Raw genomic sequence first — 13334 nt, 5'->3', positions numbered from 1 at the left:
TCGGGAGTGAGAATCAACGGCCAGTGCCTAGCCTGCCAGCCAGTCCCAGACCAGCCAACTTAATACTCACAGCGACTCCTGCGTCGCGCAGAATGACGTGGTGAAACAGTCGCGCAGAATGACGGGGTGAAACCGTCGCGCAGAATGACGTGGTGAAACAGTCGCGCAGAACGACGTGGAGAGGCCGTCGCGCAGAATGCCCGCTGGCGGGTGAGCCCGCTGACGGGTTACTGCTCGAAGGGGTCGCGCAGGCGCGCCAGAAACTCGCGCGTCTCTTCACGCTCGGGGTGCTCAAAGATTTGCTCGGGGGTGCCCGATTCGATGAGCACACCGTCCTTCAGGTACACCACGCGGTCGGCCACGCGGCGCGCAAAGGACATCTCGTGCGTCGCCATCACGATCGTGGAGCCCGCCGCCTTGAGTTCCTTCACGAGGTCGAGCACCTCGCCCACCAGCTGCGGGTCGAGCGCGCTCGTGATCTCATCAAGCAAGAGCAGCTCCGGATCGGTCGCGATCGCACGGGCGATCGCGACGCGCTGCTGCTGGCCGCCCGAGAGGCGATCCGGAAATTCCTTTGCCTTGTCCCCGAGCCCAATGCGCGTGAGCAGCTCGTGGCCGCGCGCCTCGGCCTTCGCGCGCGGGGTGCCAAACACCTTGCGCGCCGCGAGCGTCACGTTATCGAGCACGTTTAGGTGTGGAAACAGGTTGTAGTGCTGAAACACGACGCCGATGCGGGCGCGCACCCTGTCGGTGTTGACCGCCGGGTCAGAGATGTCGGTGTCGCCGAGCATGATCTGGCCGTCGTCGATCTGCTCGAGCAGGTTGATCGTCTTGAGCAGCGTCGATTTGCCCGAGCCAGACGCGCCGATGAGCACGACGACCTCGTGCGCTTCGACGGCGAGGTCGATGCCCTGCAGCACCGGCCGGTCGCCAAACTTCTTGTAGACGCCCCGCACATCGAGCACGGGGGTGCTGGTCTTGGCTGCCTGAGTCTCGCCAGCCTGCGTTGCGTCGCTCACACGACACCTCCGATCTGTTCGCGCTTCTGGGCGCGAGTCGTCAGCATGTCTGTGATGCGAATGAACGGCAGCGACAGCAGTACGAACAGCAACCCCGCGACCACATAGGGCGTGAAGTTGTAGGCCATCGCGGTCTCGATCTGTGCGGCACGAACCGCGTCGATGGCGCCGAGCACCGAGATGAGGCCCACGTCTTTCTGCATCGACACGAAGTCGTTCATGAGCGCGGGCGTCACCTTGCGCACCGCCTGCGGCAGCACCACAATGCGCAGCGTTTTGCCGTGGCTTAAGCCCAGCGACCGCGCCGCGAGACGCTGCGACGGGTGCACCGCGTCGATGCCGGCGCGCAGCACCTCTGCGACATAGGCCGAGTAGCACAGGATCAGCGCGATTGTGCCCCAGAACTGCGGTGGCATTTTGGCCGTGAGCTGAAGCCCCGGGATTCCGTACCCGACGAGGTACAGCACGAGCAGCACCGGAATACCGCGAAACAGGTCGGTGTAGCCCGCCGCCAGCAGCCGGATCGGCGTGAACACCGCGCCCTTAAGTGTGCGCGCCACCGCGAGTAGCGTGCCCAAGACGGCGACGCCTACGCCCGCAATGGCGAGCACCTGAATGTTGAGCCACAGTCCCTCGATGATGCGCGGAAACGACTGCACCGCGACATCCCAGGCGAAGAAGGTCTCTTGCACGCGCGCCCAGCCCGGGCTCGACATCAGCCCGATGACTAAGACGGCGGCGAACACGAGGGTGCTCGCGAGGCTCACGAACACCGAGCGGCGACCGCGCGCGCGACGGTACGCGCGGCGGTCAAGCTCGATAGCGCTGACGGTGTGGGCCAACTTGGGATCCTGTCGTTGTGTGGAGGGCGGCTACGCGAGGCCTGAGGAGCCGCAAACGCGAGACGCTACTTGAGCGAAACGCTACTTGAGAACCGGGGCGCCCTGGTCGGCGATCCACTCGGCAGCAAGCTTGTCGAGCGTGCCGTTGTCACGCAGCGCATCGACGGCCTTCGAAACGTCTGCCGTGAGGTCTGAGCCCTTGGGAAGCAGGAAGGCCAACTCATCGCCGGCCTCGTCGGCGAGCTGGCCAACGATCACACCGTTGTCGAGCTGCGTATCGCGCACAATGAAGGCGCCTGGCAGGTCGGTCACGAGCGCGTCGATCGTGCCGCTCTTGAGCGCAGCGACGACGTCGTCAAGGTTGTTGAACACCCGCACCTCGGCGCTGTCACCAAACACCTTCTCAGCGACGGTGAACGAGGTGCTGCCCGAAGCGACACCAAACACGGTGCCGTCGAGATCCTTCAGCGATTTCGCCGTCGCGGCCTTCGTGCCCTCGGTCGCGACGATTGCCTGGGTGGTGACGTAGTACGGGCTCGAGAAGTCGACCGCGTTCTCGCGCTCGGGGGTGGCCGAGAACTGCTGAATGTTCATGTCAAAATCTTTGGGGCCCGGCGCGATGGCCGCTTCAAAGGGGGTGCGCACCCACACGACGTCGTCGTGAGCGTAACCCATCTCGTCTGCTACGGCGTAGGCCACGGACGCCTCAAAGCCCTCACCCGACTCGGGGTTGTTGTCGATCACCCAGGGCGCGTACGCGGGCTCGCCCGTCGCAATCGTGAGTTTGCCCTCGGTGACCGGGCCCACACCGGTCGCGGTGTCGGCAGCGCCAGATGAGCAGGCGGTGAGGGCAAGCAGGGCGGCGGCACCGGCAGCGACGGTGGCGAGGGCACGTGACGTGCGAGACATACGAGAACTCCTAGATAGGTGAACGAGATGGTGCGAAACCTGTGGACGCGAGCGCGGGGCTACGGCGCCGAAGACCATCAGCTAGTCTACGAGACCGCGCGGCGACGTCTGACCTTTGCGCGTAACACTCCGGTTACGACTAGCACGAATTGGGGCGAGTGGCTGACACAGACCACTACTGGGTCGCGGCGTTGAACTTCTCGACGCCCGCCACGATGGTGCGCCGGGCGCGGCCTGAGCCTGCTTCAACGAGCTCTGCGAGCGCGACGTCGGGGTTGTGCGTGGGCACGCTGAAGAACGCAAGGTCGGCCATCGCCCCCACGCCGAGCTGCCCGATCCGGTTCTTGCCGACGTGCAGCCCGAGCGCCTCGGCCCCGCCGAGCGTCGCCGCCCCAAAGAGCCGCTGGTGCAGGTCGTCGCCGCGGTACCCCTGGTCGCGGGCCACACGATAGAGCTTCGCGACGTCGGCGAGCAGGTCGAGCGACGGCGACGACGACAGCGAGTCGGTGCCCACCGCGATCTGGTTGCCCTCGCGCAAGTACGCGGCGACGGGCGGCATGTCGAGCCCAATGACCTCGTTTGAGCGGGGGCACAGCGCCACGCTCGTGCCCCGGGCACGCAGCAGCGCGCGGTCTTCGGCGCTCACGTACACGCCGTGCGCAATGTGACAGTCGGGGCCGAGCACGCCCAGGTGGTCGACGAACTGTGTCGACGAGACACCGATGCCGTGCGAGCGAAGCGCCCTGAAGCTGTCGGCGCCAAGCTCAGGCCACGAGCCGTGCCCGCCCGGGCCCGCATACCCGTCGATGCCGTCAAATTCACGCTCCATGTGCGCCTCGGCAAGGTGAATGTGTAGCCGGAGCCCCTCTTCGCGCACAATGTCGGGCAGCTCAAGCAGCGGCTGCACGTCGAGCGAGTAGGGGGCGTGCGGCGAGACGCCCGCCCCGGGGGGTGCCGGGATCTGCCGAATCTGCTCGCGCACCGCGTCTTTTGCTTCGGGGGTCCAGCCGGCGTTGTTTGCGCCGTACACCTCCCAGTAGGCGATGCCGTGCATGCCAGCGTCATGCAGCGCCGACAGCGCTTCGCGGTCGGTCACGACGTCTGCGGCGGCGGTCACGCCCGCCGCAAGGCTCATCGCGGCGCCATCTGCCGCGGCGGTCGCCCAGTCGTGCCCCACCCGGTCGTACACGACGTCGAAGGCGTCGCCCCAGTCATCGAATCCGTTGTAGCTGCGCGTCGCCACCTCTGCCATGTGCGTGTACTGCAGGTGGGTGTGCGCGTTCACGAGGCCCGGCGCGAGCACGCCGTCCCACCGTTCTTCGCGGTAGCGAGCGCCTCGATCGGCGAGCGCCTCGATCACCCAGCGGCGGTCACCCACGTGCAAGATGCGGTCGCCTTGCACCGCGACCGCACCGTCTGCGATGCGCGGGCTGGTGACGGGAAAAACGAGGGCGGCGCTGTAAACGACGATTTCTTGCTGGGAACTCACCAGACGAGTCTAAGCCGTCTCGCCCGCCCCAGCCTGGGTACGGTACCGGTGCACCGGCCACGGCTGCGCGGCTCCCCCGGCACGCATCACTTCTGGCGCCGGATCAGCCCCACCGCCGCGCGCGGCGAGCGCCGCGCGCGCGACCCGCGTTTCTTCGGCCGCCGACAGCGCGTGCACACCGGGCGGCGTGCGCTCACGCATGAGCCGAATGAGCGCTGCCACCTGCGTGGCAAATGACAGGTCCATCACCTCGATCGGGTTGCCCTCAGCGGCCGTGTAATTGATGCCGCCGCCGCCCGCGAGCACGATCGGCCCCCGCGCGGCGCCTGGTGCACGCCACTCGGCCAAGCTGCACACAGGCGCGCCAGGACTCACCACGGTCTCGGCCCAGCCGCGGGCCCGCAGCTCGTCGAGCGCGAGCTCATCGTCAATGCCGCCCGCCACAGCGACGGCGGTGCCGGGGCGCATTGCCGCGAAGTGCGCCGCGGTGATCGTGTGCCACACGCCCGTCGCGCTCACGACAACGTCGGCATCCCTGATCGCCTCTGCCATGCCGCACGCTTCAAACCCGTCGTGCAGCGCGGCAAGCGCACGTACAGAGTCATGCTCAACGACCGTCACCCGCGCGCCGAGCGCCGCCGCGAACCGTGCGGTGCCCACGCCCACGGGTCCGTAGCCCACGACGACCCAGTGGGTGCCGAAGGCTCCGGTGTAGGGCAGGTTTGCTCGGTTGTCGTCAAGCAGGTCACAGATCGCAAACACGCACGACTGGCCCGTACCAATCAGGTTGTCAAACCCGGTTTTTGTGCGCGCATCGTTCACCGCGATCACGGGAATCCGCAGCGCGCCCGCCGCCGCCATTTCCCTCAGCGGCCGCACCCCGCTCGTCGTCTCTTCGGCCGCGCCCCGCAGCTGCTCGAGCGCCCGGGGGCGTTCGGTGTGCGCGAGCCGAATCAGGTGCGCGCCGTCATCGATCAGGTAGTCGGGTGCCCAGTCCAATATGCCCGCAGCGTGGCGCGCATCGACATCGCGTACGGCGTCTTCTGGGGTGTGTGTTTGCGGGGCAAACACGGTCACCTGGCCGCCGCCCGCAAGCTCACGCGCGATCTCGGGGTCAGTCTCAGACACCGCGCTAAACACTGCCACCTCGCACCCCGCCGTGACGAGCGTGCGCGTAAATGCGGCCGTTTTGGGTTCGAGTACCAAACTCACCGCGACTTTGGGCGCGGTGCTCGCGGCTCCCCGATCGCTTGCGACCAGGGCTGTGCCCACGCCCGCGCCCACGCCGCGTGCGAGCTCTTGCGCGAGCACGGCGGTGGCGGGCATGCCGCGCTCGGCCCAGTCGATGCGCGCTGCCGGGCTCGCCCCGCGCGGTGAAGCGACTGAGCCGTCGAGCCCCACGACAACGGCGGGTAGCCGGGCCTGAGCCTCGGGGCGAACGCCCGCTGCCGGTACCGTTTCGGCCGCGTCGAACGTGGTGGCCCCGCCATCGACAAAGATGAAATCTACCGGGGATCCGGAGCGAGCCTCGCGTACCCCCATGCGCGCGAGGGTGCTAAGCAGCGCGCGTCTCGAGGCGTCGTGCTCGACGAGCACGCGGGCAGTGCCCGCGGCCAGCAGCCTGTTGCCCGCCCGCGCCGCCGCACGCACCGCGCGTTCGACCGCGAGCGCCGTTGCACGCGCGCCGTCTGCGGGCGCGGGTGAGTTGTTGAGCAGTTCGTGCGTCACTGTTTCACCTTCGGTTTCTCAGCGGGCGTATCGGAGTCTGATTGCTTGTCGGAGCCTGCTTGTTTCCTCGCGTCTTCCTCAGCCTGCTGAGCCGCTTCTTCTGCGGCAGCTTTCTTCGCCGCCGCCTCAGCCGCGGCCTGCTCTGCCCACTGCGCGCACGCGCTCTCGCCGTCAGCGGGCAGGCTGAGCACGGAGCGTGCCTCGCTCGCGGCGGTGCCGAGCTCGGTGCTGCCCTGCCAGGCGTATGCCAGAATCTCGGCGGCATCGAGTTTTGATACCTTCGTGGCCTGTTTCTCATCGGCCTCGAGGGTCTCTTGCACCGCCTCGATCTCGTCGAGGGCGGAGTCGGGCCAGGCATGCCCACCCTTATCGAGCACCCGTGGGTCGAGCGCACGCGCCGCGGCCTTGCTCTGCTGGGCGACCTTCTCCATTGCAGCCGCGAAGCGTCTCGTGTCATCTTCACCGCGCGAGACGGTGAGTCGCAGTCGTTCGAGTTCGACGTCGACGTCGTCCCACGCCGCGTTCACCGGGCACACCGCGTCGAGGTAAATACCGCCAGCTTCGGTGGCCGAGAGCACCTCGGGCTCGGGGGCCGCTGCGGGCCCGCCGCCTGCGTTGCCTGCACCGCCGCTGCAACCCGTGAGAAGCAGCGCGGCCGCGACGACTGTTACGCCCACCGCGCCGGCTTTACCGACGGGGGCGCCTGATCGAAACTTTATAACCACACGTTCGAGGATAGTCGCGGTGAGCGGGCTTTGCCGACGACAGCTGAGCGCCAGGTGCAGGGGTATGCAGGTGGTGCGTGCACGCGTAGGGTGTGGGTATGGCTAGATATATCGATGAAGCACAAGCAGCGGCCGATGGTTTTCACATCGTGCACGAGCCAGCTGCCTCACGGTATGCGGTGTATCGCGGTGTGGGCGATGCGCGCGAGTTAGTCGGCGAAGCGCACTACACACTCGTGGGCAGTGAGGCGATCGACTTCGATCACACGGTCGTGAGCCCCACCCTGCGCGGCACCGGGCTCGCAGGGCTGCTCGCCCGGCACGCACTGACCGGTGATGTGACGGTCGGCAAACGCATCGCAGCCTCGTGCTGGTTTATCGCAGGCTTCCTCGACAAGCACCCCGAGCTGCGGTCGCGCTAGCTCCGCTCAGTGCTAGCCACGATCGCGCTAGCTGCGCTCCTTGCGCTTAAAGATGCGCTTCTTGGGGGCGTCTGACGCGTCGCCGCCTCCGCCCGCTTCGTTCTTGGCGGTCTGTTCGCGAATCAGCGACGTCAAGTCTTTCGCGATGAGCTGCTGAATGCGGCTGTCGCGCTCGCTGCGATACTCGTCGTTGTCGCCGCCGCTGTAGTAGGGGTGTGTCGCACGGTCGGCCAGTGAATCGCCGATTTCGTGCCAGGCCGCCAGGCGCGCACGCTCTGCCGTGGACTCTAGGTACTCGGGGTCTGCCGCACGCTTGTGCAGTTCTTGGGCGACCTGTTCGTACACCTCTTGACGGTGTCGCAGCGTGCGATTGTCATCATTGCCGTAGTCAGACTCACTCCACGAGCTGCGGCCCGTGTCTCGAATCTCATTACGCATGCGTGAAATGTGGCGCGCATCTTTCTCGCGCTCGACGGCAAGATCTTCGCACGCGCTTCGCACCATCTCGCGAATCTGCCCGGCGTCGTAGTCGACCTGCCGCTTCAGCGCGTTCATAATGATGTCGTTCTTAACCTGCATGCGCACGGCCACATCGGCCACGAGTAGGCCCTGTTCGACGATCTCCTCGACGGGAGCGAGCACGCGTTTGGGAAGCCTGCGTAGCCCCCGTGAGGTACTACGTTCGCGCTTCTTCCATTTACCGAACACCGCGCTCCCTTCTCGCGCCGCTGGCGCACCCCTCCATTATCTCTGATGCCGCCGAGATTCGCGCAAACGCGCGCAGAGAACAACCGAAATGTGTCAGACTGGCTCTGACCCCGCGGCTGGGGTGCGGACGAGGGAGCAGTACCCGCACACTGACGACTGCCAGAAAGAAGTAGCCGTGGCTTTGGCTTGGGTTGTTCTTATTCTGAGCGGCATGCTTGAGGCGGTGTGGGCCACCGCGCTCGATGCGTCACAGGGGTTTCGTAGGCTGTGGCCGACCGTAACGTTCGTCACGTCGATGGTCGCGAGTATGGTGGGGCTCTCGTTCGCGCTGCACCAGATTCCCGTGGGCACCGCATATGCCGTGTGGGTGGGGATCGGCGCGGTGCTCACCACGGTGTGGGCGTTCGCGACGGGAGCCGACCGCGTCACAGTCGCACGCGTACTGCTGCTCGCGGGGCTTGTGGCATGCGTCGCTGGCTTGAAAGTGGTGAGCTGAAGTGCCTGTGGCTGCAAAGATTTCACCGGCTGCGAAGGTGCCGCGCACGAGGCACTGGCTCGTGTTGTTGGCGAGCTCGGTTCTCGAAGCGGTGTGGGCGCTCGCGCTCGACGCTTCGGCGGGGTTCACTGTGCTCGCACCAACCGTCGTCTTCTTGATTGCGAACCCGCTGAGCCTGGTAGGGCTCGGCTACGCCATGCGCGGTCTGCCGGTGAGCGTGGCATACGCGATCTGGACGGGGGCGGGCGCGGCGCTCACCGTATTCGTGTCAATGCTCACCGGCAGCGAGTCACCGTCGGTGCTCAAGCTGCTGTTTCTCGCAGGCATCATCGGTTGCGTGATCGGACTCAAATTCACGCGCGACCCAGAGCGCACCAAGGCGGCCGGGTAGCCCGCTAGTCGATGCGCGAGACCCAGATCGCCGCCGCCGCCGCCGCGCCAAGCCGCACCGGCTCTGCGCCGTCGACCTGCACCGTGACTGTTTCAGAGTAGGGCTCACCCGGCAGCACCGCCAGTTCGGTGTCGACGACCAGTGCGCGGCTCGCGAAGTACTGCAGCATCTCATTGTCTGAGTCAGAGATGCGCTCGACCCGCACCCGGCACGGCGCCTGCGCACCTGTCAGCTGCACAGCGTCGGGCCGGTGCACGCGCCCTGCGGCGCTTGGAATGGGGTCACCGTGCGGGTCGCGCGTGGGGTAACCCAGCGCCCGATCTACCCGGTCGATGAGCTGATCTGACACGGCGTGCTCGAGGCGGTCAGCTTCATCGTGCACCTCGTCCCACTCGTACCCGAGCGTCTCCACCAAAAATGTTTCGAGCAGACGGTGGCGACGAATCATCGACACCGCGTGCTGCCGCCCCTCTTCGGTGAGCGTAACGCTGCCGTAGCGCGCGTGCCCAATGAACTCGAGATCAGAAAGCTTGCGCAACGCATCAGACACTGTTGAAAGTCGCACGCCCGCGGCCTCGGCAATCGCCGAGTTCGATACGGGTGCATCAGACCACTCCTGCAGCCCCCAAATCACCTTCAGGTAGTTCTGCATGCTCGGGGAGATGTTGTCGACGCTCACGACTCAAGGTTATCGGGGCGTGCCCTGCTCTGCATGCCCTGACACGGCGGGCCCGACCACTGCCCGCCGTGTGCTGCGGCATACGCACCCCGCCGGTTAGCGGTTACTCACCCGCCCGAAGAGCCCCGCAATCGGTGCGAGCACGAGTGGGCGCGCTGCGGCGACAGCCCCCGCCGTAACGAGCACGCCGATCACAAACCAGGTGAAGCCAACCCAGTTGATGGCATCGCTGCCGGCAAACATGTGGTTGAGGTTGCGCAGAGCACCCGTCGCAAGCACGAGTGTGACGTGCGCAATCACAAACAGCACAAAGAACAGCATCACCGGAAAGTGCACGGCGCGCGCAACAGGCGCCGGGTAGGCTCGGTTGATTCGTTCCCACTTGTCAGACCACCACTCACTCATGCGCACCCCACTTATGACCGCGAGCGGCGCCGCGATAAACACGACGGCAAAATACATCAGCTGCTGCAGGCTGTTGTAGTTGACCCAGCCGTCATCTGTCGGCCAGTCGAGCGTCGCGTACTGCAGGGCGGCCGACGCCGCATTTGGAATCACTTCCCAGCTCGTCGGCACGATGCGGGCCCAGTGCCCCGACACAAACAAAAGCACCACAAACGCGAGCCCGTTGACCACCCACAGCACGTCGAGCGATGTGTGCAGCCACAGGTAAATGCTCACCTTCTTGCCGCCCGCACGGGGAGTCCAAAACGCTGGCGGTTTTTGTTGGGTACGCACGAGCAACCCCGAGCGCACGATCAGAGCCATAAAGAAGAAGTTCAAAAAGTGGCTCCAGCGCGCCCACGCGGGGAAGCCCGGCGTGGCCTCAACCGCCGGAGCATATTCGCCCGGGTACCTGGCAAGCCACTCGGGCACGCCCGGCAGCGTTGTGACCCCGCGCGCGGCGAGCACGAACACGCCCGCCGCTGCGATGAGCCCCAACGCCCACAGCACGACCTGCCGCGCTCGACCGCTCGGCTTGTACTGCCCCGCGGGCGCTTTCGGTGCCGGAGGAACAGGCGCCGCCACAGCGGGCGCCGCTGTCTTAGGCGCCACTGTTTTAGGCGCCACGGCTGCCTGTGTTGGCTCCGGCAGCACCGGATCTGCGGGCTCCGGATCTGTGAGCTCCGGATCTGCGGGCTCCGGCGCAACCGGCTCCGGCACAACCGGCTCCGGCTCTGTCAGGATCGCGCTCTCGGGCGGTGCACTGATCGTCTCTTCGGATGCCACAGCTTCTTGCTGGACAGGAGGCCAGGGTGCCCCTCCTGCCACACGCGGAAGCCCCTGGCGCGGGCGGATCACTGTGTGCGGTTCGATCACGCTCGTCTCAGCAACGCATTCTATAAGCACGTGCTCGACAGGCGCATGTTCAACAGGCACATGTTCAACAGGTACATGCTCACCAGCCAGGTACTCGGGCCACGGTGCCCCACCCGGTGTGCGCGGCAGCCCCTGGCGTGGCACGGCAGTAAATGTCGCCATGGCTATCCCTTTCGTTCTTCGAGGGCGCTCATCAGCTGCGGCACAACCTCGAACACGTCGCCCACAATGCCAAAGTCTGCGACATCGAAAATTGGTGCATCACCGTCTTTGTTGATCGCCACAATCGATTTCGCGGTCTGCATGCCGGCTCGGTGTTGAATCGCCCCTGAAATGCCCAGCGCCACATACAGCTGCGGTGACACGGTGACCCCCGTTTGCCCCACCTGGTGGTTAGCCGCCACGTAACCCGCGTCGACGGCAGCGCGAGACGCGCCGATCCCGGCGTCAAGCAGGTCAGCGAGCTCTTCAACGAGCGTAAATTTCTCTTTCGACCCGAGCCCGCGCCCACCTGACACCACTCGTGCGGCGCTGCGCAGCTCGGGCCGCGAGGACGCTTGTGCCCCGGGTACAAATTCGTCGATCACTCCAGCGGGGCGATCAGAACTGGCGAGTGTCAGTGGCACCTCGTGCAGCGGCGCAGCCGTGGCGCGCGCGTCAACCGCCCCCTCTCGCACCGTAATGATCGGGGCTCCGATGGTGGCGGTCGAGACCAGGTTGTAGGCGCCGCCGTACACGGAGTGCACGCCCACGACGCCGAGCTCATCGCGTTCAACACCGACGACATCTGCTGAGATCGCGCGTCGCGTGCGCACAGCGACTGCCCCGGCAATATCGGCGCCGTCGCGCGAGTGGGCGATAAGAATCGCGTCGGGGGCAACGAGCTCAGCCGCTGCCGACACGGCGTCGATGGCCGCCGCGTTCAGCGCAGCACCCGCTACCGGCGCAGCCTCTTCAGCGATGAGCACGCGCGCCGCTCCCAACTGAGCGAGGCTAGCAGCCAGAGTCGCGTGGCCGAGCAGCAGCGCTACCGGCTCTCCCACGAGACTCGCTGCTCCCAGCAGTTCAGCCGCGCTGCTGGTGAGCGCGCCCGCCGGCGTTGTTTCGGCGACGACCAATACAGAGTTGTGTGCAAACTCAGACATGATTTCTCCTACACCAGTCGGTTCTCAATGAGGTACTGCGCTAGCTGTGACCCAGCGTTGCCCTCGTCAGATATCTTGATGCCCGCACTACGCGGCGGGCGCTCGGCGATGTTCAGCATGATCGAGCGAGCGGCGTCAGGCCGCAGCGCCTCGACCTGCAAATCACCGAGCCCTACGACGTCAAGCGGCTTCTTCTTCGCTGCCATGATCCCCTTAAAGTTCGGAAACCGCGGGTCTGGTAGCGCCTCGGTGATCGTGATCACCGCGGGCAGGGCCGCGCTCACCTGCTGCACCCCCGTGTCGACGATGCGGGTGCCACGCACGCTGTCTTCATCAACCTCAACAGCAGACAACCCCGACAGGCACGCCACGCCCAGGTATTCGGCCAACGCTGAGGGCAACATGCCGCTCGCACCGTCTGTCGAAGCGCTACCTGCGATCACCACATCAAACTCTTCTCGCCGGATCGCGGCCGCCAGCGTCTCGGCGGTGAGGGTGATATCTGCGCCGCTGAGCTCGTCGTCAACCACGTGAATGGCCCGATCCGCGCCCATCGCGAGTGCCTTGCGCACGGTCGTCGTCGCGTCAGCCGGTGCGAGCGCTAGCGCTGTGATCTCGGTGCCCGGGTGCTCATCGGCATAGCGCAGCGCCACTTCGAGCGCGCGCTCTGAGATCTCGTCGAGCACCTTCTCTGACGCCGCCCGGTCAGCCAAACCCGTTTCCAGGTCGAGTTTGCGATCACCAAAGGTGTCGGGCACTTCTTTGACTAGAACGATTAACTTCATTGTTTCTCCGATCTCGGCTTCAAAAATGGGTGCGAGTCACCCGACTAGCATGGAAGCATCACACTCGACGGACGAGTGAGGAAATGAGCTTCTGAACTGTGAACGAACTGAGCACGCGCGACTCGATCCTCGACGTCGCCGCCAAGCTGTTTACCGAGCGCGGCTACGCCGCCGCCCCGCTGAGTGCGATTGCCCACGAGGTGGGCATCACCAAGGCGTCCCTCTACTACCACTTTCCGAGCAAGGAAAGCATCATGGAGGCGCTCGTGAACCCGCTGCTCGACGAGGTCGATGCGCTGCTTGCACAGACGCCGCCGCAGTTTGACGACGCCACCGCGCGGTGGCAGTTCATGCTGCGGTACATCGATGTGTTGCGCGCCGATCCACGCGGAGTCGCAGCGCTCAGCAGGCGGCCGTGGGCAGCCGACAGCTCGAGCGTGCACGACCGCGTGCTGTACCATCGCGACCGCACGATCGAACTGGCGACTCCCCCGGCAGCGAGCGATGCGCAGCGCGTCCGTGCGCTGCTTGGCATGGACCTGATCCACCGCGAGCTGATCATGTTCGAGACCGAACGCCCGCTGCTCGGCGATATTCCGATCGCCAACCGCCAAGAGATCGCGCTCGACGTGGCAAGGTCCCTGATCCAGGGGGACCTGAGCCCGGCATAGAACCG

15 protein-coding genes are annotated in these 13334 nt (G+C 66.0%); 4 read left to right on the top strand and 11 right to left on the bottom strand.

Translation table 11 applies throughout. From position 1 onward, the window contains the following. Positions 1–227: 227 nt before the first annotated feature. The 6 genes from ACXR2W_RS12285 to ACXR2W_RS12260 form a co-directional block, all read right to left on the bottom strand. Positions 228–1019 (bottom strand): amino acid ABC transporter ATP-binding protein, encoded by a 792-nt coding sequence (locus ACXR2W_RS12285; RefSeq protein WP_458815170.1) that lies wholly within the window; start codon positions 1017–1019, stop codon positions 228–230. Further along, on the bottom strand, positions 1016–1861 hold the full coding sequence (locus tag ACXR2W_RS12280) for an amino acid ABC transporter permease (protein ID WP_458815172.1): 846 nt from the start codon (positions 1859–1861) through the stop codon (positions 1016–1018). The genes ACXR2W_RS12285 and ACXR2W_RS12280 overlap by 4 nt, the downstream gene beginning before the upstream one ends. A gap of 81 nt (positions 1862–1942) precedes the next feature. Next, positions 1943–2770, bottom strand: coding sequence for an ABC transporter substrate-binding protein (locus ACXR2W_RS12275; RefSeq protein WP_458815174.1), 828 nt, complete (start codon positions 2768–2770; stop codon positions 1943–1945). A 175-nt stretch (positions 2771–2945) separates the two neighbouring features. Further along, positions 2946–4259 carry an amidohydrolase family protein gene (locus ACXR2W_RS12270; RefSeq protein ID WP_458815176.1) on the bottom strand — a complete coding sequence of 438 codons (1314 nt, stop codon included), beginning with the start codon at positions 4257–4259 and terminating at the stop codon, positions 2946–2948. A gap of 9 nt (positions 4260–4268) precedes the next feature. After that, a complete protein-coding gene (locus ACXR2W_RS12265) occupies positions 4269–5987 on the bottom strand; it encodes an adenosylhomocysteinase (protein WP_458815178.1) in 1719 nt (572 codons plus the stop codon). Next, positions 5984–6712: a hypothetical protein gene (locus ACXR2W_RS12260; protein WP_458815180.1), complete on the bottom strand. Its 729-nt coding sequence runs from the start codon at positions 6710–6712 to the stop codon at positions 5984–5986. The genes ACXR2W_RS12265 and ACXR2W_RS12260 overlap by 4 nt, the downstream gene beginning before the upstream one ends. 98 nt (positions 6713–6810) lie before the next feature. On the opposite strand from ACXR2W_RS12260, the gene ACXR2W_RS12255 reads away from it, so the two are divergent. Further along, positions 6811–7134: a GNAT family N-acetyltransferase gene (locus ACXR2W_RS12255; RefSeq protein ID WP_458815182.1), complete on the top strand. Its 324-nt coding sequence runs from the start codon at positions 6811–6813 to the stop codon at positions 7132–7134. Positions 7135–7161: 27 nt separating this feature from the next. On the opposite strand, the gene ACXR2W_RS12250 is transcribed toward ACXR2W_RS12255, so the two are convergent. After that, complete coding sequence (locus ACXR2W_RS12250) at positions 7162–7842, bottom strand: asparagine synthase (protein ID WP_458838297.1); 681 nt, start codon at positions 7840–7842, stop codon at positions 7162–7164. A 181-nt stretch (positions 7843–8023) separates the two neighbouring features. On the opposite strand from ACXR2W_RS12250, the gene ACXR2W_RS12245 reads away from it, so the two are divergent. Then, entirely contained in the window at positions 8024–8338 is a 315-nt protein-coding gene (locus ACXR2W_RS12245; protein ID WP_458815378.1) for a DMT family transporter, read from the top strand. A gap of 7 nt (positions 8339–8345) precedes the next feature. Continuing rightward, the gene (locus ACXR2W_RS12240; RefSeq protein ID WP_458815186.1) at positions 8346–8729 is read left to right on the top strand and encodes a DMT family transporter; all 384 of its coding nucleotides are present in this window, start codon (positions 8346–8348) and stop codon (positions 8727–8729) included. A 4-nt stretch (positions 8730–8733) separates the two neighbouring features. On the opposite strand, the gene ACXR2W_RS12235 is transcribed toward ACXR2W_RS12240, so the two are convergent. The 4 genes from ACXR2W_RS12235 to ACXR2W_RS12220 form a co-directional block, all read right to left on the bottom strand. Next, positions 8734–9408, bottom strand: a complete 675-nt coding sequence (locus ACXR2W_RS12235) for a metal-dependent transcriptional regulator (protein ID WP_458815188.1) — start codon at positions 9406–9408, stop codon at positions 8734–8736. A gap of 96 nt (positions 9409–9504) precedes the next feature. Beyond that, entirely contained in the window at positions 9505–10638 is a 1134-nt protein-coding gene (locus ACXR2W_RS12230) for a cytochrome b/b6 domain-containing protein (RefSeq protein WP_458815190.1), read from the bottom strand. 254 nt (positions 10639–10892) lie between these two features. Further along, a complete protein-coding gene (locus ACXR2W_RS12225; protein WP_458815192.1) occupies positions 10893–11873 on the bottom strand; it encodes an electron transfer flavoprotein subunit alpha/FixB family protein in 981 nt (326 codons plus the stop codon). 8 nt (positions 11874–11881) lie between these two features. Beyond that, the gene (locus tag ACXR2W_RS12220; RefSeq protein ID WP_458815194.1) at positions 11882–12658 is read right to left on the bottom strand and encodes an electron transfer flavoprotein subunit beta/FixA family protein; all 777 of its coding nucleotides are present in this window, start codon (positions 12656–12658) and stop codon (positions 11882–11884) included. Between the two features lie 98 nt (positions 12659–12756). Between ACXR2W_RS12220 and ACXR2W_RS12215 the strand changes: the two genes are divergently transcribed. Then, the gene (locus ACXR2W_RS12215) at positions 12757–13329 is read left to right on the top strand and encodes a TetR/AcrR family transcriptional regulator (protein WP_458815196.1); all 573 of its coding nucleotides are present in this window, start codon (positions 12757–12759) and stop codon (positions 13327–13329) included. The last annotated feature ends 5 nt before the right edge of the window (positions 13330–13334 follow it).

This window comes from Leucobacter faecis, assembly GCF_054456695.2.
The sequence above is the reverse complement of the archived record's forward strand: the minus strand, read 5'-3'. Positions and strand labels throughout refer to the sequence as shown.